Raw genomic sequence first — 23973 nt, 5'->3', positions numbered from 1 at the left:
CTTGAATTTTTCCTTAAAATAGGCTAGATAATTATATGATCAAAATGCATACCAAGTCAAATAATGAGTTTATTATTGCAAATTGTAATTTTCGCTTAAAGTAGTCAAGTGGATCTTTTGTAGGTAAATTTGTTTGTAATCCCCGCCTCACTTGGAAAATTGTACTGCGTAAAAACGACAGGCTCATGCCGGTCCCCTAGTCCCCTCCGCCTTAATTTTAGGGGTAGGTACCTCACCAAAAATCTTCTTATTTCTTCATCTCTACCCAGCATCAGGATTGATTGTTCGCCGCCTATGTTCATCTCCGTCCTGACCAAAACCATGTCCATATCATACTTATACCTGAACATCATTGGTTCATCAGTCTCCTCATCACGACAGAACATGTTAACGATGATTAACCCACCTCTTTATACAGGTTGATCTCATCATAGTTATGGAGCGATATATTCTTCGCTGATAAAAAGAAGTATCCCCTTCTCGGCCAGCATTCTCCCCACTCGTTTCTTTACTTCTTCCATAGTGCTCCACCTCATTCATCCATCGGCTTATTCCCTTCGATCTTGATTACTCTCGCTCGTCTCTTCTCCTTCTTCGTCTCATCCTTCTTCCGGTTCGCCCTCTCCGGATGCTCCTGGTTGTGACACGTCGGGCATATGGATTCTAAGTTATCCTCATCTAGCGCAAGGTCAGGCGCTTTCGCTAACGGCTTGATATGGTGCACGGTGTTCGCAGTGGTCAGCTTCTTCTTTCTAAGACACGGCTGACACAGGTAATGGTCTCTCGTCAGAATAGCTGCACGGCATTTCTTCCAGGCGGTGGACTTATAGAAGGGGTTAACTCTCTTCTTCATTAGTTACTTGAACTTATAGTAAGTTTGATACCATCCTGTATAACTATTGACTTCGTAGTCGTCGCCTTCTTGGTAGATACAATATGAAATGGGCCAGCCACCCCAGCACTGAACCGCTCCGCCGCTTCCAATGCTATGGTTATCCTCTGGTTCGGGTCTTCAATATCCTTCGTCGCATACATCGCACCGCATGCAATCTCTCCTCCGCATCCCACACTGCAGTATCCATCGGCTAATGATCCCACTTGATAATCCATGTCGACGCGGAACAAGCGATCTTGATAACCGACTAGGAATACTCCGCCAGTCTCCTCGCCATTTTGGACACGCGCCCATCCACCATCTTTCAAACAAGACCGAACTCCATCGATAAACTTAGTAGCCATAAACTTGTCTATATCTTCTCCTTCAGTAGGTTCAGGTGGCTGGAAAGAGTAGCGCAATAACTGACCCATTCTGAACGAAGAGGTAAAGCCCATTATGTAAGGCCCATTCTGAAATACTTTTTCATCAGCTCGAATGGTCTGATTAAACCAGCTATTTACCCCGGCACTATCTCCCCCAAGAAAGACGCGTCCATCATGCACCAATCCAACTATGCAAGTCACTTATCCATCCCCCGTTTCTCTTTGCGCCACTTCACTATGGTCTTAACTGCCCCTATAAAATGATCAACCGCCCAGATGAACAAAATCACATCAGCTAATTTCTCCATCACCGGTTCCTTAGTAACCAGATAGACATTAAACTCATCTGGGTAAAAAGAAGCATAGTAGATGTATCCAACGATGCACCACCTGCTTGGCTTTCTAAGTTAAACTGAATCAAATAAATTACGAAACCTACTAACATCAACAGATGCCCAACCTTCAATACTTTATCCATTCACGTCACCCCCATATTAATTGCGACCCTGCCGATCTGGATACTTTTGCTCCAATCGCCATGCCGCTGCTCGCGTTTTCTGCATAGAAAAAAGCACCTTAGAAAAAAGGTGCTTAAAAAAGGTTAATAAATTTGATCAATTTCAACACTTTCCCATATATCCTTCAAAGTCATTCTATCTATTCTTATGCTTCTTAATAGCTCGGAGTATGTAGGATAGTCTTGGGAGTCTTCCTCTTTAGCACAAAATGAAAATCCATCTTGTGTATTAGTTATGGAATACCCTTTACCCTTATAGGTAAATTCAATTTCTCTACCGGAATCCAGGTGTTCAACAAGTTCTTCGTACTTCAAAGATCCCCCTCCTTAATAACCTTTCCCACGTTCAGACTTGCCATTTTTCCATTTCCAATTATGTCTATGCGGTACCTTTGGATGCTTCTTTGGATTCCCATGATTATTATAATCTATATCTAAATCTGCTCTCCCATCTCCATCAAAATATCTTCTTGTTACGACTTTGCCTGATTTCTTATTTTCAATATCTCTTGAAGAATAGGGCTTTCCTGTGGTTTTAGTACTTGTATTCCTAGTATTCGTATCTGCCTTTTTTCCTTTTTTCTTCGCTTCTTCATAGGCTTCTTTTATGAGCTCAATAATAATAGGAATTACTATTTTATCTGGACCTTTTTCTCCAGTAGAGATCCTCACTACTGAATCATCTGCATCTGCTAGTACATCTTGTTCTATCCATGGAATATTTGTTTCTTCAACCATCCAAGAGCTATCATCAATTACTTGAGCATTATTAGTATCCTCTTGAACTTCATTAGTATCCTCGGCTTTTACTATACTTGGTAAAGAACCTACTCCAACTAAAAAGGTTAAAACAAATGCCAATGTAAGAGATAATAATCTTTTCAAAAAACCCCAACTCCTTTTTAAAAACCATCTATAAACCAGATAGTAAAACATTTTTTTAAAAAAATCAATAATAATTTTTAATAATTTTCTATTCTTTATTTTCAATTTATTCTATATATCCAAATATTATTACTGAATATGATTTAACATCGTTTATCACCCCTCTCATTATTTCTTCTAGATCGACAATCAAGCACTCTCTTAGTCAAATTTCTTTTGCAGTAGAAACTTGAATCTCTGATGCCCCCCCGACTAGGTTTCCCGTTCTGCAGTTCCAAACCAAAGGTTCAACATAGCCGAAATGATCCATCGACCGCTTTAACTTCTCATATTCGTCATCCCCTGGCCGAAGATCCTTCCGAGGATTGTATGGTGCTGGGTTGATTTTCTCTATTTCTATCTCTCTGATGTCTATATCTCATCACTCCATGTTTTACAGCATAGAAAAAAAGCAACCCTGGTGGAGGGATGTTTTAAAAATTACTCATTTGAAGGTGGTGGTGTAATAATCGGTTCGTAATGAAGTGCCTCCTCAACAATCTCCTCAGGGGTAACATCTTCATTCTCAGGATAAAAAATTAAACCACTACCTTTAGGATTAGGAACAATCTCTTCAAAAAGGTCAATCATTTGATCGATTTCCTCTTCTGTTCCATCTACATCAATTATTCTTCTCACTAATTCAACGAGCTCTTCACGATTTAAGCGTTTCACTTGACCCCTCACTACTTTCACACTGGTCAGTTATCACTCACATGTGGTGCTTTTAAAAATTGTTGTCAGTTCAAGTTAAGATGCTTTTGCAAAACCTCTTTATCGCTCTCTCGCGTGGGTACAAGACCTAAATTTTCATACTGCCAAACAATCATTCTATCATGATGACTTGTATTAGATAAATCTTTATATCCAAAGTTGACTTTTAGCTTACCATTGCTATCAACACTCATATTAAAAGTTGTCCAAGGTTCATTGTCGTTTTGTTTAAACTCATTCCATAATGAAAATAGTTTATCATCAAGTTGCTCATGAATTTGATCTATAAAATCATTATCAACTTCAAAGAGATCAGGTATATCAAATATTTGAATGTATTTTCCACTTTCGTTTTCAGGGCAATAGAAGAAATATGAGCTTTGCACATCATCCTGTAATTCCCCGTAAATAAATAACTTTGACCATTCCTCTGGAATAGCACTAATTATAAGTCCAGCAATTGATTGATACATACTATCAAGCTTCTCATGATTCATTGATTATCCTCCCTGAACATTCCTGTACCGTTCTGTTTCCCATATTCCATCATCAATCTTATATCTTACCAGAATCTCATCAGGACGATTTGATTCACCACCATATTTAGGCGTTATCTTTACTTTTACTTTCGATCCATCATGGAGAGCGCTTGACCATGTATTCTCCATTGCTTTCCATCTTCCTCTATTCAAATTACTGTTCATGGGTACTAAATTATCGATGTTTCCTGATCCACCAAATATACTTGCAATTAAGTGACCACCATCATCATCTGAAAGTCTGTCTTCCCCGCCAACCTTCCTCTGTGCGTAACCATTCCTTTTCGCTGTCTCAAGATCTAATTCTCCTTCAGCACTTGAAATACGTCCTTTACTATCAGTCCCATAAGTATATCCCTTATTATCGGTGTATTTAACGTTTGATTTTAATACCTTTTTCCTATTTATTCTTGTATATTGTTCACCATACTTGACCTCAGTCTGCTTTCCAGCCGTTGTCCCCGCGCTTTTTACAGCATCATCCGTACTTCCGCCCAGCGCACTAGCAACTGAACTCTCGCACCCTTTGGGGCCAGATCCCGCCGCCATATATATGGTAGCAAACTGTGAAGGCATGGGCTTCTCAGCAAAGACACAAATCGCCTGAGCGATTCCATCTCGTGCTTTTCCAGCATATTTCCCAGCGACATCGCCAACAGGGCCATGCATAACGCTGGTAAGAAGAACCCCCGCGGCGGCTCCTGCGGCTGTTCGCTTCCAACTAAATTTCTTTCCTCGAAGCGCATCATCAGACGCAACACCTAAGCCGCCACCAACTGCATCTCCGACAAAAATTCCTGCTAAACGCCTTCCTACTGCACTACCAACCGTTCTTATCGCCCCGGCAGCTCCGCCACCTATCGCCCCGGCGGTGCCCCCTATTGCCATATCTTCCGCGATGGTCTTCAGATCGTTTCCTGATGCATAAGAAATTCCACCACTTAGGCCTGCACCGATGAGCATGCCAATTCCTATTCCCTGTCCACCAGGCACAAAGAGGAGGACTACTCCCGTAGCAACGACAGCAGCAGCAGCTATCTCCTCTTTATGTTCCTTCGTCCATTCCCAAGCATCCGATGCATATTCCTTCGTCTTGTTCCATGCATGCTCAGCGCCTTTTTTAGTTTCATCCCATGCATGCTGAACGCCTTGTTTTGCCTTCTCATATCCATTGGAAACGGTATCTTTCAGTTTACTAAACCAACCTCCGCCACCATCGCCCTCTTCAGTTGGATTAGTGTTCTTCTCTTTATGATGATTTTTTTGCGAGACATCGGCGGCTAATTCCCCACACTCTGATTTATCCCCGCTATATTCCATTGGGAGAGATTGTTCAATGACTTGTTTCATCTTACATTGAACAGGCTCACTCTTCACAGCGGATACCAGCGCACCACCCAAAGCAACCGCAAGACACATAATGATGACGTACTCAACCGTTTCTGCCGCTTTCTTATTTCGAAACACTATCCATAGTGACTTTAAAAACCTCAAATAACCACCTCTATCCACATAAAGTGTTAGTCAATGGTTAGTGTATCGCTTCTTAATATAATAGAGTTATAGTGCAAAAGCCCTATTTATTTTCCAATGAAAAACAACTCATCAAATACATTTTTCAACTGTTTCGAACCTTTTCTATTATTGAAATTACATTCCAAACCGATTTAACAAAAAAAGCAATACCCAAAATCAAAAAAATATGCTCAATGGTAATTACTAAATAAAAATCTGCAATAGATGGTCTTAAAATTATTATTACAGATATTATTATAACCATTATTTGAAATGAAATACTAATATAAATTGCATTGAAATAATTGTCAAGATAACCTCCTTTATTCAATTTATTTATCCGTTCTTTATCAATCATTCCAGCCATAATACCCATACTTGTATATAAAAACCCTGCGAATACTGAACTTACTTTCAATAGATCTGATTGAAATTCCAAATTACTACTACTAAATTTAAAAAGTGATGCATCAGTTAACACTTCAAGCGTCATGATTACTAACACTATACTAACAAACCAAGCAATGTTCCATTTATTCCTTCTAAAATGTTTTTTTCTTGTCTGCTTCACGAAGACCACCTCTCTCTAACTAGTTAGTCTTCTCCATTCGTTTCCTTACTTACAAACTTCAAAATTTCTTTCTTGTTCGATTTATAGGTATTAATTAATTGTTGTCTAATCTCGTCTTGCAAACTAACAGCATTTAAGTTGAAATCAAAATCAACTCTTTTAGTAAAAGGATTATCTACAAGATGATAAGTTTGCATACGTTCCCCCTCATCCTTCGCCTTTACTTTTATATTTTTCGCTTTTAAATCAGTCCATCTTTTAAAAATTTTTCCAACAAAACTTCTATCTCTAATACTGTCTTTATGCCTTTCCGCTATGTGTGTTACATTTATTCGAACAGTTTTTTGATTGGATAAATGCTCAAAATCACTTTCGCCAAGACCTATTTCATCTATATTTAATTCACCAGAAGGAACTTCTATAGTATATTCCATAGAACCAATAATCTCTTTGTTTTTTAACAAAGGAATAGCATCTTCTATTATAATACTCGATATTTCCGCGCATAAATTCCTCTCCACACAATTGTTATTTATCAAGTTTGAAAGCATCTGTATACTTGGCGCAGATTGCTCCCGCAAATAAGACACTAGATAATTATCCCGATCAATCAACAAATATGTGAATATCTCCAATTCCTGATTATCCTCTTTGGAAATGGGCGAGGGCTTTAAAGTACCCATGTCCCTGAGATGTACCGATACATCATTTTTATATCTTCCCATCCTTGCAAAAATATACTCATCACTAAACCAAAGAAGTTCAAAAACATCAGCATTTTCATTTCTTCCCAACCGAATACATTTATATTGGTTTTTTATATCTTTATCATCGGTATTTACATCATCTATTTCCAATAGAGAAAAAACAATTTCATCTAATTGTTTAGTTTCTTTGTAATCCTTTCTATACGAATCGGCACTATCACCATTCTTCATAATGCTTGCCTTATACATTCTCATTTTATGAAAATATACATTTTTATATGTCATACTTATTCCCCCTCTGCCTTTATAGTTATTCGACAGAGGTAAAAGCTTTCCTTTTGAGGAGAGTTCTTTATCTATTATATAAGAACAAATGTTCTTATTCAAGTTTTTTTTGTTTCACTTATCATCGATCCTCAAATTCCAACGTGGCAATAACAAAAAAAACACCCGAAGGTGGCACATTGATGATATAAGGGCACAGGAGAGATCGACCCGTGGGCGAGGGTAAAGATTCCCTCACTATATAGTGGCATAGCGTGTACAAAAATCCTCTTACTGAGGTGCATTACTTTGTTACTCCAAACTGTAACGTGAGGGGAGATACTCATTATAGATGTTTCAATCCTCTTACTGAGGTGCATTACGTTGTTACATAAAGATATGGAGCCTGCGAACGACACTATTGAGATAGTTTCAATCCTCTTATTGAGGTGCATTACTTTGTTACAAAATGCTCCAAAGATGGAGATAACTCCTCTTATGCCGCCCCTCACGTTTCAATCCTCTTACTGAGGTGCATTACGTTGTTACGCACTAATCCCAGCCCGTACCTGTGCATCTTGTTGGGTTTCAATCCTCTTACTGAGGTGCATTACGTTGTTACCCCGAATCGTTTTAAAATCGGATGATGCCTCATTGTTTCAATCCTCTTACTGAGGTGCATTACGTTGTTACAAACGGAGAAGGGGTGCGCCCAAAGGAAACCAAAACGGTTTCAATCCTCTTACTGAGGTGCATTACGTTGTTACCACTCAGGAGAGCACCGCCTCCCAGGTGGGAGAGGTGTTTCAATCCTCTTACTGAGGTGCATTACGTTGTTACACTCCATGTAGATCCGTTCCAGTATGCCGTTTTAATCGTGTTTCAATCCTCTTACTGAGGTGCATTACGTTGTTACACAATTGACGAATATATAAAAGCAGTTTCCCACACGTTTCAATCCTCTTACTGAGGTGCATTACGTTGTTACCGACGGATCAAGGGATTGGTAAATGCCTAGTTCATCAGTTTCAATCCTCTTACTGAGGTGCATTACGTTGTTACTGCCTAGAAGCACTTTTGCTTCCTGGGCGGACAAACGTTTCAATCCTCTTACTGAGGTGCATTACGTTGTTACTTTGAGAATTTCTAAGACTGGAACAGGAACTAATTCGTTTCAATCCTCTTACTGAGGTGCATTACGTTGTTACAAACTACCACGGTCACGAACTTAGCGAAACGGGTAGCGTTTCAATCCTCTTACTGAGGTGCATTACGTTGTTACCGAAAAAAACGGGAAGAGCTTGGGTAGCCCACAACGCGTTTCAATCCTCTTACTGAGGTGCATTACGTTGTTACAGCGGAATGAATGGATGATTGTAACATGTCGTCCATGGTTTCAATCCTCTTACTGAGGTGCATTACGTTGTTACCCCCTCCGGATTTTGACAACCGCTAAACAGTAAACTAGTGTTTCAATCCTCTTACTGAGGTGCATTACGTTGTTACCTCATCATGGATCTTGCAAGATCGAGTAGACTCAAAAGTTTCAATCCTCTTACTGAGGTGCATTACGTTGTTACAGTGATAACAATCGAGGAGGGTACAAGTGAGAAAGAAGTTTCAATCCTCTTACTGAGGTGCATTACGTTGTTACTTATAGAACGCCAAAATAAAATAAATTTGATCATTCGTTTCAATCCTCTTACTGAGGTGCATTACGTTGTTACCGCGCGGGCAAGAAACATCAACAGCAGACGGCACCGGTTTCAATCCTCTTACTGAGGTGCATTACGTTGTTACAGCGGCATGGAAGGAGATCGCTCCTGGCGTTCAAGCTGTTTCAATCCTCTTACTGAGGTGCATTACGTTGTTACTCAACAACGGGGATGACCTGGACAGCGAGACAGCCAAGTAGTTTCAATCCTCTTACTGAGGTGCATTACGTTGTTACAGCGGCTTAAAGATGCGGGTGTAGAAGCCGAGGTCAGTTTCAATCCTCTTACTGAGGTGCATTACGTTGTTACTCTTTGTAATTAACCACCTAACCGACCTCCTTTCATCGTTTCAATCCTCTTACTGAGGTGCATTACGTTGTTACGGTAGCGCTAGGAATACCGGTAGTTTTACCAAACATGTTTCAATCCTCTTACTGAGGTGCATTACGTTGTTACCACTCAGGAGAGCACCGCCTCCCAGGTGGGAGAGGTGTTTCAATCCTCTTACTGAGGTGCATTACGTTGTTACTTTACCCCATTGTATCACCAAAAGAGATCACAAGTAGTTTCAATCCTCTTACTGAGGTGCATTACGTTGTTACTGATGCGGTCACCAAGTTGGGCACAGGGTCAATAAGTTTCAATCCTCTTACTGAGGTGCATTACGTTGTTACGATGTTCAAATCCCTTCCGCTTGTTTCATTTAAGAAATGTTTCAATCCTCTTACTGAGGTGCATTACGTTGTTACTGTAAAAGAATTGGTGAAAGAAGGGTTTATCACCCGTAGTTTCAATCCTCTTACTGAGGTGCATTACGTTGTTACATACTAAAGAGGCATTTCTTAAAGTGCCTAAGAAATCGTTTCAATCCTCTTACTGAGGTGCATTACGTTGTTACGATAAACTATGAATATCAATAAAGTGGCTGGAAATTGCGTTTCAATCCTCTTACTGAGGTGCATTACGTTGTTACTTTTCAGCCCAGTTGGTGTATGTGACTTCTGTATCAGAGGTTTCAATCCTCTTACTGAGGTGCATTACGTTGTTACAAAACTGCACGACCCTACACTACATCAAGTAAAAGGTTTCAATCCTCTTACTGAGGTGCATTACGTTGTTACGTCTCCATTTTTATCACTTCCCTTTTGAGATTAGCTTGTTTCAATCCTCTTACTGAGGTGCATTACGTTGTTACCCCTGATGAGTTTGAGAATGCGCGGTTGGATAACGTTTCAATCCTCTTACTGAGGTGCATTACGTTGTTACACCGATTAGCAGCCAAAACCCTAAAATCCGTAATTGGTTTCAATCCTCTTACTGAGGTGCATTACGTTGTTACAGATGCGGCAGTGACTAGCCGTAAATACCGTGTAGCAGTTTCAATCCTCTTACTGAGGTGCATTACGTTGTTACGGCGTGCGCTGTATCCTTCTCCATATATACTATTCTTCATCATTTTGCGAACACCTCCTCCAAAACTCCACTTTTCATTACTTTTTCTCCGCTAAGAGATATCTGACAATGGCTCTATCCCTTATTCCATCACGTATACAGCGTTTGCGAACACCCCTTGGGTCTATTCCGACGCTAGGGGTGTTCGCAGAATACGTCAAAACTCCTATTCTTTATGAATACGCTCCTATGCACTTATAACCCTTCACCATTGACAAGAAACAGGTTACTTTCCTTAGCGCCTCTGATCTTCTCCTCTCCACGCTGAATCATTTTACGAACAGCCCTCTCGCTTATCGCTAACATTTCTCCAATCTCCACAGAGGTAAAACCCTCTCCTCGGCTTAATTCATACACCTCTCTCTCCCTAACGGTCATCGAACTGAGGGCTTTATCGATTCGAAAGCGAACCGGCTCCTACAACTCTCTTGACGCAGGCAGCTTCAAAGGATGACCTAACTTCTCCTGATCAAACCACTGTGGATCGGCAGGCACCTCTTTCTGATAATCCGCCGACCGCTCAACCCCTTGGTATCTCCCCGTTTGCCGGCCAGTAGTGAGCCATTTTAAGACAAATGGCAGATCCCTCTCCATACTGGAAAGAAGACCAAAGTCAAGTTCTTGCTGACCGTCTCTTTCATACTCAGCGAAATAGCCCTTGTTTGCTTCACGAGTCTTTTTGAGGGAACTTTGATATTCCTCGATCAGATCCTTCAAAGAAGGGTTAAACCACCGATCCCTTTAACCGACACTTATCATCATTCATTCACTCACCTTACTCCCACCACTTCCGATCCAGTGTTCGGTATTGAATGGCTTCCGCCACGTGGGGAACTTCAATTGTTTTGGCTCCCTCTAGATCGGCGATGGTCCGAGCCAGTTTAAGAATCCGATCATGGGCACGGGCAGAAAGGCCTAGCGCATCAAAGGATTGTTGCAGTAAATTGCGGGATTCTTGATCGATGTTGCAGTGTTTTTTGATGAGAGAGGGTGACATGGTGGCGTTATTTCGTACCCCCTTTCCTTGAAAGCGTTCCTTCTGCACATCATGTGCCTGGTTAACTCGTTTACGAACAATCGCCGAGCTCTCTTCCTTTTCATTGCTTGTAAGGGTCTGAAAATCGATTCGTGGGACTTCGACATGGATATCGATTCGATCTAATAACGGGCCAGATAATTTGGAGCGATAGCGTTGTACTTGATAAGGGGTACAAGTACATCCGCGATCCTCCTCATATCCAAAATAACCACACGGACAAGGATTCATTGAGCCCACCAACATGAATTGAGCTGGGAAGGTGAACACCGCCTTCGCACGGCTAATGGTCACCTCGCGATCTTCCAAAGGTTGGCGGAGCACTTCTAGGGTACTCTTTGCAAACTCTGGCATCTCGTCAAGAAAAAGCACCCCGCGGTGAGCTAAGCTAACTTCACCGGGTTTGGGCACGGCTCCCCCTCCTGTGAGCCCCACCTGGGAGATCGTGTGATGAGGCGAGCGAAAGGGTCGCCGGGTGACAAGTCGGCCCCTCTCTGTCATGTGACCAGCAATGCTAACTACTTTGGTTACCTCTAAGGATTCATCGATGGACATATCTGGCAAGATGGAGGGTAACCTTTTGGCTAACATGGTCTTCCCAGACCCTGGTGGGCCAATAAAAAGAAGATTATGCATGCCAGCTGCAGCAACTTCCATCGCTCGTTTGACGTGGACTTGTCCTTGTACATCGGAAAAATCATCAAGGGGAAGCTCTACCTCAGCATCCCTTGCGAAGGACTCTAGGGAGTCCTCTTCTCTTATTTCTCCCTTTAACCGATCTACGGCTTCGGTTAGCGAATGGAGAGGAATTACTTCAAGGCCTTCAACAAGGCTAGCCTCCCCTCGATTGGCATGGGGGAGCCAGACGCGTTGAAAGCCTGCATCTCTGCCTGCAATGACCATGGGGAGAATCCCGCTTAATGGCCGTAACGTTCCATCTAATGCGAGCTCTCCTAGCCAAAGGTCTTTCTTAAAGTCGGTCACTGGCAATTGACCACTCGCTCCCAGTACCCCTATGGCGATCGCTAAATCAAATCCAGCGCCCTCCTTTTTTAGATCTGCCGGTGCTAGATTCGTCGTAATGCGCTGTAATGGGAATGGATACCCTGAATTTTTCACGGCAGATCGGACGCGGTCCCTGGACTCACGCACTGCAGTATCGGGTAGACCAACTACATCAAATACAGGCAAGCCATTACTTATATCGACTTCTACTTCAACCGTTGTGCCATCGACCCCTAAGACCGTACATGCATGCAGCTTGGCGTACATATCATCCTCCTGTGTTTCTCTATCGGACTGGATCCCTCGACTCTTATTGAAGGGACTCTTCTTGCAGCTTCACAGCAGCGGATGGTTGAGCTTTTTTCGCCGAGGTATAACGGTTGGTGATCCAGACTCCCACAAGCACCATTCCCGATCCAAGTAGCTGCTCCCAAGTAATCTTTTCCTGATAAAACAAAGTACCGAGCAAGAGAGCCACCATCGGGGTGAAAAAGGAGTAGAGAGAGACACGGACGGCCCCCCATTCCTTTAGTAAATACGTAAATACAGTAAAGCCGACGATGGATCCAATTACAACCAGGTACAACCAACTCCACACAAATGCCTGATCCATGTATCCAAAGGAAACAATTTCCCGCCACTCCATCACCGGCGCTACCATCATCAAGACAGCGCCACCCATCAAGTTTTCCAGCCCGGAGATAAGAATGGAGGAATACTGATTCAGTGTGTCTTTACTGATAACCGCCCCCCAACAATAGGCCAAGGTCCCTAAAATAATGGACAACATGCCGAGGATCGCCATCCCATTATCCGGAGACTTAATCTGCGGCATAAAGATCACCAACACTCCAAATAGTCCAAGAAAAATTCCCCCGACGAGCGGTCCATTTAAGGTGCTATGGCGATAAAGCCAACTAAAGAGGAGCATGAAAATGGGGATTAACCCTTGTACCAAGACCGCCGTCAGCCCTGATGAGACCCACTGCTCTCCCCAGTAGATCAAGCCAAAGGTTACTGCAATCACCAAAAATCCTAAGATCACAATATGACGGATCGCCTTTTTCTCTATGTGAAACGAACCATGTTTCCAACGGTACCATCCCATAAGTAACAGTCCCGCCAAAAAGAATCGGGTACCGGCTGACCAAAGAGGAGGGGCATGATTCACTCCAATTTTGATGGCGAGCCAAGTGGATCCCCATACTAAACAGAGAACCACAAAGAGAAAACGAAATTTCAATCAGATCCCTCCTGTGTAGCGAGTGGTTTACGGGCCACCAGCACATTGGTGTTGCCAAAGGCTTGTGTATGCTCATTAAACACCTCAACAACGGAAAATTGCGCTTGATTTAACTCTTGGGTTAACTCATCTACGGATGATTCCTTATAGGGCAATAACTCGAGGGGGATCATCTTGCTCCCCTCCTTCGTACGAATTTTTCTCTCAATGACTCTCCCAGGCACGATTGGACCTACACTAGTATAGTCCGGCACAGAGAAAAATCCCTCCAACCACTTTTCCCGACAATGGGCCAAAAGAAAATAGCCCCCTGGCTTCATAATTTCATAAACTCGCTTTAGGTGCTTAAGCCTTTGATCCTCCTCTGTAAGCATATGTAGACACCCCATATTAATCGCAAAATCAAAGGTTTCCGCTGGAATGTTCCGTAGATAGATAACATCTCGCTCCAAAAAGGTACAAAATAAACTGGCTGCCCGTGTCCGCTCCCTTGCTCTTTCCAGAGCGGAGCGAGCAACATCCACACCCGTCACATCCACACCACGTTGAGCCAAAAATATACTGTCACGCCCTTCACCACATCCGAGATCAATCACACGCTTCCCCTTTAATCCATAATGCTCAGCAAACCATACTAAGGCCTGATTCGCACCTTCCTCCTCCCATAAAGTGCCCCCTTCTTCATACACTCTTTTATATCGAGCATCATACCCGTAATAATAATCCGGTAGATCCGTTTCAGGGCCATCCATTGGAGCATTCACGTGGGAACGGAAGGTGAAATCACAAACATCCGATAAGCTCAGCTCAATAATATAGGCAGGATCGCTCTCATCGGGTGAGTATAAGCGGAAGATGATATTCGGATAAATAACGATGGTCTCACCAACCCCAATGCGTTCCCGCTTCGTTATATGATAATCCTCATTACTCCATACAAATTCCTCGTACACCATGCGACTGTGTAAGATGCCAATTATTTTTTTTGCATGAGGATATTGACGTGGCTTTGAATCCTCTTTTCTCTCTACTTTGAGACACTCACAACGTCGATCTGCATTCTCCATCAAAATTGTCGATTGAGGTCCTCTATTTTGTTGCTCTGGAATTTCGTGCAAGTAGAAGGAATGCTGGCACATAAACTTTTCAATCTCTTCCTTCGTCACGGTATCATCCTTTAAAAGGGTCGTTAAATGAAGGAGACTCATCGGGGTACCACCTCCCCTAATTTCATCTCTTTTAACCGTTGACGCTGTTCCTCGGGCCACCATGCCCCACAATCTTTACTGACGATACAAGACATGCAACGTTCCAAATCATATACCTTCATGCCTGAGATTGGAGGTGAATACACATGAAGCGTGATTAGCGCAGATTCGCTACAATTTTCCATATCATGAACCATTGTCCGCGGAGCAAAAAAACTCGTTCCTTCTGCACTGATTCCCGTGTGCTTTGGAATCGGGACCTCCTTTTCAAGTGAATAAACGGTTTGTGTCGATTCTCCCTTTACCACATGAACCCAGCCATGGGAGTCTCCATGATCATGGGGAGCACATTTAAATTGCTTCGCCCAGTTCATCAGCAACACTTCGACGTGCTCTGATTGATATAACAACTTTCTTCCATAGGGAAATAAGCCTGGCTCCTCCAAAAATTGACGCAATTCCTCTTCTTCAACCTGCAAATGATCCAATACGTCCTTTAGCTCCCGGGCTGTCGGGTCATTCAAACAATCGAAGGCATGTTGAAGTTTAGATAAAAAGCTCAATTGACTCACTCCTTAGGAATGAAAATTAAATCGCATAATTAAGAAATCCAATCGGAATAGGGTAGTTATATTTTTTCTTTCTTTCTAAACTCTTTGTCATTTCGACACTCATTCGGTATCATCCTTTATCCAAAAAAAATATTTATTTATACAACATGCCTTCTAACACTTCCATCGTCTAACTAAAAAAAAGCCACTCAATCGCGTTATCAGACGAATTTCACCCATCATAAATAAATTTCAAGTGCAAAAAATCTCGAAAAACGTATTATTCGGGGAAAAAGAGACTTATTCGCAAGCTAATCCCCCCTGATCAACCATATTCATCCATCAGTTAGGCAATCCATGAAAATTACTATTTGAAAAAAGAATCATCCTTTGGTAAGTTTGAAATTACCGTTATATTCTAGTTACGGTAAATGGAAGCTGTTTCCCAAAGATGGACTTGAATTGGATGGTTAAAAAACATCTTCTACAAAATTCCACCTGCTGTTTTGTAGCCTCGTACAATAGAATATTATTTTTATTAAATTGCGAAAATAGTATTTATGCTTTATTTGACGACAAGAAGTGGTTGCAAATGAAGGTTCATAACACAAAAGAAAAGCCCTCAGTTCGCCGCTGAGAGCTCTTCTACAGACATTTTATAACTGTTCGTAGGTAATTACTGTTCGTAGGTAAAACGACCCCGACCTGTCTTTTTAATTGCAGGACAGATTTTCATAATGCTTTTCATTAGAATGGTTGGGTTGCTTCCCAAGCTACCCCCGCGTTTTTCAACTTCTTCTTTCAGATGGGACAAACGGAGGGAGCCATGATCACGTAGAATCTCAGCCACCAATTCAGCAGCAAGAATCGTCTTTTTATGAATCCCTTTAGTCAATGCAGGATCAACTAATGGTGTTTTATCCTTTGCTTCCTCATCTGCATCGGCGCCGCCAATTGGTGCACGCAATTCCTCAGGAATTTCATCAAATCCATGTTCCTTCAAGTATTGGAATAAAGCATGGTCAAGCCCGTTTCGCAATGTCGAAAGAATCAGGGCTTGTTCATCACGGACTACTCTACGAATTTTTTCCTCCATCGTCTCATCTACCTCTTGGGTGGTTCCCCATTCTTGCTCTTGCATTTCCATAGAATATTCTCCTTTGTCTTATGTATTTGCACTTCTATCACCCTAAAAAAACAAGCCCGACCGTTTTTGTCAGAAGTTCGGAACGTATGAAGCAACAGAAGGTTTCATTCCATTGCCTATTCGTTTCCACATCAGGGGATCTGTTTCCTTCATGAAACGGTTGATTAGCTACGAAGGATGATAAACTTGCTTATAAAAACATGGTAATCGATTTTCTTATTAAAATCATTGACAATAAATACACAAACTAAAATCCCCTAGGCAGGAAATTTAGGGAAAATCACCAACTTTTTTTTGATAACCCTTCCCCAATCCCCTTTTTCCCCTGTTACCGCTTCATTTAACAACAATTATAGCATCAAAAACATTAACTGGTTCCGTTATGTACACGGTCCCGGCCACCACCCCCCCAATCGAATCACTATTCATTCATAAAATTGCTTCAATACTCTTCCACATGATTCATCGATTTATCCAGATATAAGGATATTTCTTTGAAGAAATCTATCCATTTTTCTTAGACAATCACTGGAAATTTTCCGAATCATATATCCTAGTCCCACAATCCTATTTTTACCTGATAACAATTTTCATTTTTCGTGATAATAGACTATACTACGATCTCTTTTATGTCAATAATTTATTCTATAGCAGGAAGTACCGTTAATGGGTTAATTGGCAAACCATTCTCCGATAGTCTGACTTCAAAGTGTAAATTCGGAAATTTCGCCTTTACCTTTTCCGTTTTACCCATAATTCCGATAATACTACCTTTTACAACCTTTTCCCTAGGCTTCCCATGGATTTTACTAAAATGAGCATATACTGTGGTACTAGCCATATAAGAATTTTATTAGAATAGTTAATCTATTCAGATAATATTTAAGCCCTTTCTTTTGTATCAAAGGAACCACCTCCATGTTCTTCCCTACTAGTCTATGAAAATCGAGGTGAACCCCTTCGATACAGAAGAAGGGCAATCCTACTAATTCTATACATATTTTGATATGCAAGTGCATACCGTTAGGTAACTCAATCGTTCTTGAAAGGGGACAAGCTTATGAAAATCACAATCATTTTGGGACCACGTGCTGAGGAAGTCAGACGTAGAGGCACTACTTATCTAAAACGCCTTCAGCGATGGGTTAAAGAGAATCGTTGGGTTTAACACTCTTCCTGCCCCGTGAAAAATCAGGGGGCATTTTTACGATACTGAAATGGAATCACTTTCTTTGGATGAAGTTCTCGATCCTCTTTCATCTTTTACAAATGGAAGTTTTAAGATGTTCTCAAAAATATAAGATACCTGTTTATTCGTTACTACATGTTGGTTCTTCTCTTCATAGAAGATATCAAGCACCTCTTTGCGCTCTTCCTCAAATGTATCCATTCCATTTACCACATCAGTTAATGCACTCATAAACGAAGAAAAATCTTCGATTTTAGGTCCAGGTGTTACATCATAATAGTCATGATACATTTCATTTGATTTTTCCAGGTACTCTTCCAAATCATAGCTATAAAATAACACAGGACGATTGAGTAATAGGAAGTCCGTATAACAACTAGAGAAATCCGTCACCAATATATCCGTATATTTTAATAGCATCTGCGGATCAATATTTTCCTTACTGATGTCGATGATATTTTTCAGCCGGGTAGGGACTTGCCCATTACTGTACATATGCCTCTTAACAATAAACTTGTATCCATGCGCCTCACAGAAGGCATCCAATTGTTTTAAATCCAACACTCGATTAATATTTTTGTCCAATTTACCAAAATTACGATGCGTCGGCATATACGTGATAATTCGACTTTCCCTAATATAGGAAGGAATTTCTTCATCTTGTTCAGTATCATGGAAAAATATATCATTTCGAGCTTGACCCAATTGCAAAACATTTTCTTTCTTCACTAAGAAAGTTTCAGGATAGTAAGAGGAGACTCGGTCACTGGTAGAAATCACATAACTTGTTCCCGCATTTTGTGTACGAACGACAAAGGAATGTAGCCATCGTTTGAAGCGATTTTTTTCGTGTAGCGATTTATAGGTGTAGGTTTTTTTGTTAGCCCCCCACACTTTCTTCAATCCTACTCCATGCCAAGTGTTGATGGAGGTCGCTCCACCCAAAAGAAAACGATTAAAGTCATCATGTATTGAGTGAGAGTGTATAAATGTTTTTGCCCGCAATTGAAAATAAATTCCTTTTAAAGAATGAACAGAATAACATTCCATACCTTCATCATTCATACGCTTGATGGCAGCTTGATTCTTCAGCACCCAAATGCATCGAATTCGATGATCCTGTTTTGCTTCTAAATACAGGTACTTGGGGTTTCCACGAAAACCCTGTCCAGCTTCCGCTCCAAAGACAACCACCTTCGGATCCCGAGGAAAAAGTCTTGCAAATTGATAGATAAAAACACCAATAAAACGACGCAAAAAAACCTTTGTTTTCTTCAATACTTTAACAATCACCGAGCGATATACACCTATTAAGATAATAAACAAAAGAAAAAACTGCAAGATTTGCATTTTATCAATAAGTTGCCATTCCATCACTGCAAATACTTCCTCTCTCATCGATAGTGAACTGGAAATTCCCCGCCTTCAGCGGGGAATTTCGAGCTGTTTTTATCTGACGATCAATAACCTCTCAGTTCACTCCTATGCCGTAACAGACTCATTTTGTTCTTTAGTTTCTAATTCTACTTGATTTTGATAAAACTTTGGCTGTTGACGAATAACCATATTTTGTCCATCTAGACAAAGACCCGGATTCGAAAGTAAGCTATCCACAACTTCTGCAACATCTTCCGGTTGCATAATTTTTGATTGATCCTCGTCAGGAGCTAATGTTCGACGCAAATCGGTAGCACATCGACCCGGGGATACACAATATACCTTGATTCCGTACTCAGCTAATTCGTCAGACAACGTATGGGACATGCTAATTAGTGCAGCCTTAGAAGAAGCATAGGCGAGCCAGCCTGGACGAGCACTCATGCCTGCTGTAGAAGCAACATTCAATATCTTCCCACCTGATTTTTTCATCCATTTTACGACTTCACGGGTAATTAAAAATACGGATTGTACATTCACTTGATACGTCGTTTCCCAGTTTTCTACCGTTGTTTCTAAGAGCGATTTTGGTTCAGCATATCCTGCTACATTGAGCAAAAGGTGAACCCCGCCATAGCGATCTCCGGTATCTTTGACAATTTCCTCAATTTGCTTTCCTTCAGTAAGATCCAAGGAATAAAGCACGATATTCTTATCCGGATTCATCAATCTCTTTGTCTCATTGAGTTCGATTTCATCTCGCGCCAGCAACACGAGATTCTGAATATCGTCTCTTTCGCTGAGTTGGATAGCGATCGCTCGTCCAATTCCGCGGCTCGCACCACTAATTATGCATGTTTTCATCTTTATTCTCCCCCTAAGATGTACTCCTTGTAAATGATCTCTCCGATTTTTTGATCAATCGGTTTTGTAATTTTAATGTTAAACTCTGTCCCTTCTAACACTGCCACTTTTTCTTTTTGATAATGAAAAAACAGGCTAGCATCTTCGGTAAAGTCACGTTTCTCTTGATCTGCTCTTTGGTGTGCTTCCATTAGTAGAGCCGTATCGAACTTTTGCGGCAACTGTATATTAATTAAGCGATCACGGTCTAATGTTCTTTCAATCCAGCCCTCTCCTTCGAGCACTGTGAAAGGGATATCTGTCCCATAGGTTGCATTCGTCGTCTCACACGAAATAAGTTCTTCGAATTCCTCCTTTTGTACAATGGGTCGTACTGCTTCATGGATGAGTACATTAGGGTGACTCACCCTCTCTAGCCCCTTCATCACCGATTCTTGACGAGTAGAACCTCCAGGAATCACGTTTATCTTTTTAGAGAACTGATGTGCTTGTATAAGTTCTTTTGTTTGTTCAATGTATTTTTGAGGTGATGGTATAATAATTTCGTCAACCGCAATAATTTGGTCGATTTTCTCTAATACATGGACAATCATTGGCTTGCCACCAATAGGTAGAAACTGTTTCGGAACCGTTGTTTTCATTCGTGTACCGATTCCACCAGATAACAAAATCATACTTATACTCTTCATTTTATCCCTGCCCATTCCTTTAATTTGAAGAATTATTTTTGTTAGTGATCCACTTGCAATTATACTCTACATACTGTTATTCGCAAGAGGATTTGATTTTGTGTTCACTTCCCATGGTTTTTTTCTTTTTTTCAATAGTAAATTTTTTGCCGGCAGTAAGTACATACCAAAGAAACCCATTCAATCAGAACGGGCTTCATGCGAGTCTCTTATCCCTTTTGAATACCTGGTCGACCATATTCCACAACGAAGGATTCTCTTGTCACAATGGGCGCACCGGGTTTGCTAACGTAAGGTAAAATCCGATAATCTGTTTGCCAATACTCAGGCGTAATTTGGCATCGTACATACCCTCGCTGACCATTAAAAAAATGAACATGATCATTATTCGCTAATAACTTTAAGTAATATGGTTTCATATCGAATCCATCCCCTTCAGAGGTAATGGAGGTTCCCACAAATTCACTTCCAACCACCGGAGAGCGCGAATAATTGTAATCGGTTTTTAAATCACACGCCCAATTGGAATGAACATCCCCGGTTAAAATAATAGGATTCACATTTTTCAACTCGCTAAAACGTTGAATTAACCGATGTTGGGAAGCAACATAACCATCCCAAGCATCCATGTTTCGATAGTGATCTCCCCCCCTTCTTTTATCTAAACGAGAGAAAAAAACTTGTTGCGCCAATACATTCCACCTTGCCTTTGATTGAAAGAGGCCTTTCATTAACCAATTTTCCTGTACTTCACCCAACATTGTCCGCTGAGGATTTAACGACTCCTCCTCCATCTGACTCCATTTACTGCTCCCCACTTGATTATCCCGATATTGACGAGTATCCAGCATATTAAACTCTACAAGGTCACCAAAAGTAAATCGACGATAGATTTTCATTTGCGGACCTTGAGGCAAGGTTGAAAGCCTCATCGGCATATGTTCATAATACGCTTGGTAAGCGGCAGCTCTTCGTCGCAAAAACGCAGTGGGAGATTGATCATGTTCTGGATGGGAACCTGCATAATTATTATCCACTTCATGATCATCCCAGACAACTATCCATGGAAAGGCCGCGTGAGCCGCCTGTAAATCTGGATCCATACGATACTGAGCATATCGATTTCGGTAGTCCCCTAAACTTTTCACTTCGGGACTATTATGCCGTCGAACATTACCACTCGATGCCAAATATTTTTCGGGTCCATATTCATAGATATAATCACCTAGGTGAAGGACTACATCAAGGTCTTCACGGGACATGTGCTGATAAGCTGTGTAGTAACCATGTTCGTATTGTTGACACGAAGCATAAGCAAGATTAATCCTACGAGTGGGGTCTCCTTTGTGAGGCGCAGTCTTTGTTCTACCAACGGCGCTAATATCTGACCCCGATTTAAAGCGATAGAAATATTCTCTTCCTGGCCTTAACCCACGCACATCCACGTGCACAGAATGCCCCAATGTTGCCCGAGCCGTTGTCTCCCCCTTACGAATCACTCGTTGAAATTGATCATCTTCAGCCACTTCCCAGCGAACCGGTATATCATAGGTAGACATCCCTCCTCCCTTCAACGGAACAGGGGCTAAACGCGTCCACAAAATACACCCATCGGGAAGGGGATCCCCTGATGCAACACCCAGACGAAAGGGGTAGGAGAGATATCTCGGCATTGCAAACACCTTCGTTCCTGGTAGGGGTTGCGTAATCGTCCATATAAGAGCAAGGAATGCACCTTTTCCTATTGACTTCAAAAAATCACGCCGATCCATATGTACCGAGGGAATCAGCCTTTCTAATCTAGCAAACAATTGATCACGTTCATGATCCACAAAAGGCCACCCCTTTTCTCATCAACTGTTATTGGTAAATAAGTCCACCCTAACAGTTTGAACGCGACACCCCCTTGCCATACATCAAAGTCATCATCACGAACAAAACCGCCATCAGCGGATTTGTTCGTGATGATGTATCTATCTTCTGGTCAAGGGGGAAACCTGACCTCTCCTGAAAGTCGACCTTAGTTCCATTGCTTCTAACATCACAAATTGAAGAGTCAGCCCCTGTAATTTGAATGGCCCCTGCAATCGATTAAAAATGTAAGGTGCCAATAATTCTAGGCTGGGTTGAAAGGGCAGACGTTGAATCGGTTGCCCACTCGTTCCACTAGGAATAGGAGCGCCTCGTATAATTAATGTTTTGCAATTGAGCTGGTTTCCTACCAAACGATTAAATAGCTTTACAAAACTAGGTGTTAAGACGGATCCCGTTTGTGGTTGAATCGGGCCCTGTACCCCCACTTCGACAAGCGTTAAGTCTGATGCAACATTTCCTCCTAATACCCGGCTTGAACTAAATCGAAAGCTTGGTGTAAGTCTTCCTTGCCTCGCTCTACTCACTTGAATTATAATCATCCCCTCCATCGCAGGATCATGAAATATACTCTATTATATGGTTAATAGAATGAAGTGATTGGGAACTTACCTTGATGCATATCCATCAAACCACTATCCGCAAGTGAGACTCCCTTTTCTAGTTGTTTTAAATCTATTCTGTTATGATTCACGACCTATCCTGTATGGTTCTCCTACGGTGAGCCATACTGATCCCCCACGATCAAAAATACGGTTCATGAAAGGGTAACTTTAAAAATTTGATTGAACAAAACACCCACCCTTTTAACTAAATTTGTGGAAAATGCCACGATAAGACTCCCTTTTGCCCCCTTTACTTTCTTGATGAAATTTTTCATCCTTTCTTTTAAGAAAATACTTTATAAGAATGATCTTGGTTCGCTCCCCTCAGTCAAGTATAATAGGAGCAAGAAGGTCGCTAAGGGGGACGTTGTATATGTTCTCATGGATGAAGCGCTTCTTCGACACGGCGACGGAGCCTTCTCATATGGAAGAACCGGATCGATTGCATAAAGAAATTGATCGCTTAAAGAGAGAAAATAACGAACTGCGGTTGCAGCAAAAGCTGAAAAAGAGCAAGAAGACAGTTGATGTGCCCTCCCGCAAAATACATATTGAGTTTTTCCTCTATGACGCCGGTCATCAAGAAGAAAGCGTATATTCTGAGTCTGACATCCATCGCTATCCAATGATGGGCTTTACCATTCACTTTTTAGAAGATGGAGACAGACCTGATTGGCTCTCTTATCTCTTAAAAGGATTGGAAGAGAGTTTAAAGGCGATGAAGGTAGGTTCTCATCGCGTGGAGAAACCGAATCTGTATAGTCAATTTGTTGACTTAAAACTGTATCCTCATATTGAAGTGAAAAAGAGTATTTATCTCGTCTTTCAACAGTTGCATCAGTGGCAAATCAATGGGAAAGATCTCGTTTCTTTCCGTGTTCATATTGGCGGAGAGGATCTCTACCAAGAACTGTTGAACACCCATTTAGAAGCCGTTTAAACAATAAAACACCCCTTTTTAGGGGTGTTTTATTGTTGGCTCGCGATTCCCTCCGATATATAAAAATTC

Annotated in this window: 24 protein-coding genes and 1 CRISPR repeat array; of the genes, 1 reads left to right on the top strand and 23 read right to left on the bottom strand. The window is 41.4% G+C overall.

Annotated elements, in window-relative coordinates:
• Positions 1-532 precede the first annotated feature (532 nt).
• The 23 genes from CHX35_RS05235 to CHX35_RS05125 all read right to left on the bottom strand — a co-directional run bounded on the left by CHX35_RS05235 (position 533) and on the right by CHX35_RS05125 (position 22886).
• Complete coding sequence (locus CHX35_RS05235; RefSeq protein ID WP_091834969.1) at positions 533-853, bottom strand: HNH endonuclease; 321 nt, start codon at positions 851-853, stop codon at positions 533-535.
• The gene (locus CHX35_RS05230) at positions 853-1461 is read right to left on the bottom strand and encodes a hypothetical protein (protein ID WP_091834966.1); all 609 of its coding nucleotides are present in this window, start codon (positions 1459-1461) and stop codon (positions 853-855) included. Before CHX35_RS05230 ends, CHX35_RS05235 begins: the two co-directional genes overlap by 1 nt.
• A gap of 106 nt (positions 1462-1567) precedes the next feature.
• The gene (locus CHX35_RS17420) at positions 1568-1738 is read right to left on the bottom strand and encodes a hypothetical protein (protein ID WP_176391898.1); all 171 of its coding nucleotides are present in this window, start codon (positions 1736-1738) and stop codon (positions 1568-1570) included.
• Positions 1739-1861: 123 nt separating this feature from the next.
• Entirely contained in the window at positions 1862-2092 is a 231-nt protein-coding gene (locus tag CHX35_RS05225; protein WP_091834964.1) for a hypothetical protein, read from the bottom strand.
• Between the two features lie 12 nt (positions 2093-2104).
• Positions 2105-2662, bottom strand: coding sequence for a hypothetical protein (locus CHX35_RS05220; protein ID WP_091834961.1), 558 nt, complete (start codon positions 2660-2662; stop codon positions 2105-2107).
• A gap of 480 nt (positions 2663-3142) precedes the next feature.
• Positions 3143-3376, bottom strand: coding sequence for a bacteriocin immunity protein (locus tag CHX35_RS05210; RefSeq protein WP_091834958.1), 234 nt, complete (start codon positions 3374-3376; stop codon positions 3143-3145).
• Between the two features lie 65 nt (positions 3377-3441).
• A complete protein-coding gene (locus tag CHX35_RS05205) occupies positions 3442-3912 on the bottom strand; it encodes an immunity protein YezG family protein (protein WP_091834956.1) in 471 nt (156 codons plus the stop codon).
• Positions 3913-3915: 3 nt separating this feature from the next.
• Positions 3916-5421, bottom strand: coding sequence for a DNA/RNA non-specific endonuclease (locus CHX35_RS17835; RefSeq protein ID WP_245838650.1), 1506 nt, complete (start codon positions 5419-5421; stop codon positions 3916-3918).
• Between the two features lie 151 nt (positions 5422-5572).
• Positions 5573-6040 (bottom strand): hypothetical protein, encoded by a 468-nt coding sequence (locus CHX35_RS05195; RefSeq protein ID WP_091834953.1) that lies wholly within the window; start codon positions 6038-6040, stop codon positions 5573-5575.
• Between the two features lie 23 nt (positions 6041-6063).
• Positions 6064-7032: a hypothetical protein gene (locus CHX35_RS05190; RefSeq protein ID WP_091834950.1), complete on the bottom strand. Its 969-nt coding sequence runs from the start codon at positions 7030-7032 to the stop codon at positions 6064-6066.
• A gap of 258 nt (positions 7033-7290) precedes the next feature.
• Positions 7291-10139: direct repeats of the CRISPR family, unit length 37 nt; unit sequence GTTTCAATCCTCTTACTGAGGTGCATTACGTTGTTAC.
• Positions 10140-10373: 234 nt separating this feature from the next.
• Positions 10374-10577, bottom strand: coding sequence for a sigma factor-like helix-turn-helix DNA-binding protein (locus tag CHX35_RS05185; RefSeq protein WP_281252058.1), 204 nt, complete (start codon positions 10575-10577; stop codon positions 10374-10376).
• An 18-nt stretch (positions 10578-10595) separates the two neighbouring features.
• Complete coding sequence (locus CHX35_RS05180) at positions 10596-10895, bottom strand: hypothetical protein (RefSeq protein WP_091834945.1); 300 nt, start codon at positions 10893-10895, stop codon at positions 10596-10598.
• Between the two features lie 58 nt (positions 10896-10953).
• Positions 10954-12486 carry a YifB family Mg chelatase-like AAA ATPase gene (locus CHX35_RS05175; RefSeq protein ID WP_091834942.1) on the bottom strand — a complete coding sequence of 511 codons (1533 nt, stop codon included), beginning with the start codon at positions 12484-12486 and terminating at the stop codon, positions 10954-10956.
• A gap of 43 nt (positions 12487-12529) precedes the next feature.
• Positions 12530-13462 carry a DMT family transporter gene (locus CHX35_RS05170; RefSeq protein WP_091834939.1) on the bottom strand — a complete coding sequence of 311 codons (933 nt, stop codon included), beginning with the start codon at positions 13460-13462 and terminating at the stop codon, positions 12530-12532.
• Entirely contained in the window at positions 13459-14670 is a 1212-nt protein-coding gene (locus tag CHX35_RS17735) for a class I SAM-dependent methyltransferase (RefSeq protein WP_217895867.1), read from the bottom strand. The genes CHX35_RS05170 and CHX35_RS17735 overlap by 4 nt, the downstream gene beginning before the upstream one ends.
• Positions 14667-15233 carry a cysteine dioxygenase gene (locus CHX35_RS05160; protein WP_091834937.1) on the bottom strand — a complete coding sequence of 189 codons (567 nt, stop codon included), beginning with the start codon at positions 15231-15233 and terminating at the stop codon, positions 14667-14669. The genes CHX35_RS17735 and CHX35_RS05160 overlap by 4 nt, the downstream gene beginning before the upstream one ends.
• A 664-nt stretch (positions 15234-15897) precedes the next feature.
• Positions 15898-16368 (bottom strand): Rok-like winged helix domain-containing protein, encoded by a 471-nt coding sequence (locus CHX35_RS05155; RefSeq protein ID WP_091834934.1) that lies wholly within the window; start codon positions 16366-16368, stop codon positions 15898-15900.
• Between the two features lie 640 nt (positions 16369-17008).
• Positions 17009-17209, bottom strand: a complete 201-nt coding sequence (locus tag CHX35_RS18145) for a M23 family metallopeptidase (RefSeq protein WP_091834932.1) — start codon at positions 17207-17209, stop codon at positions 17009-17011.
• 363 nt (positions 17210-17572) lie between these two features.
• Positions 17573-18931 carry a CDP-glycerol glycerophosphotransferase family protein gene (locus CHX35_RS05145; protein ID WP_245838662.1) on the bottom strand — a complete coding sequence of 453 codons (1359 nt, stop codon included), beginning with the start codon at positions 18929-18931 and terminating at the stop codon, positions 17573-17575.
• A 108-nt stretch (positions 18932-19039) separates the two neighbouring features.
• Complete coding sequence (locus tag CHX35_RS05140) at positions 19040-19798, bottom strand: SDR family NAD(P)-dependent oxidoreductase (protein WP_091834925.1); 759 nt, start codon at positions 19796-19798, stop codon at positions 19040-19042.
• 2 nt (positions 19799-19800) lie between these two features.
• A complete protein-coding gene (locus tag CHX35_RS05135) occupies positions 19801-20487 on the bottom strand; it encodes an IspD/TarI family cytidylyltransferase (protein ID WP_245838649.1) in 687 nt (228 codons plus the stop codon).
• Positions 20488-20696: 209 nt separating this feature from the next.
• Positions 20697-22319 (bottom strand): alkaline phosphatase D family protein, encoded by a 1623-nt coding sequence (locus CHX35_RS05130; protein ID WP_245838648.1) that lies wholly within the window; start codon positions 22317-22319, stop codon positions 20697-20699.
• A gap of 141 nt (positions 22320-22460) precedes the next feature.
• Positions 22461-22886, bottom strand: coding sequence for a hypothetical protein (locus tag CHX35_RS05125; protein ID WP_140413552.1), 426 nt, complete (start codon positions 22884-22886; stop codon positions 22461-22463).
• A 451-nt stretch (positions 22887-23337) separates the two neighbouring features.
• On the opposite strand from CHX35_RS05125, the gene CHX35_RS05120 reads away from it, so the two are divergent.
• Positions 23338-23904 (top strand): hypothetical protein, encoded by a 567-nt coding sequence (locus CHX35_RS05120; RefSeq protein WP_091834917.1) that lies wholly within the window; start codon positions 23338-23340, stop codon positions 23902-23904.
• Positions 23905-23973: the final 69 nt, after the last annotated feature.

Origin of the sequence: Marininema halotolerans (assembly GCF_900116235.1) — a bacterium.
GTDB lineage: Bacteria > Bacillota > Bacilli > Thermoactinomycetales > DSM-45169 > Marininema > Marininema halotolerans.
This window is presented reverse-complemented; position numbering and strand designations above follow the sequence as displayed.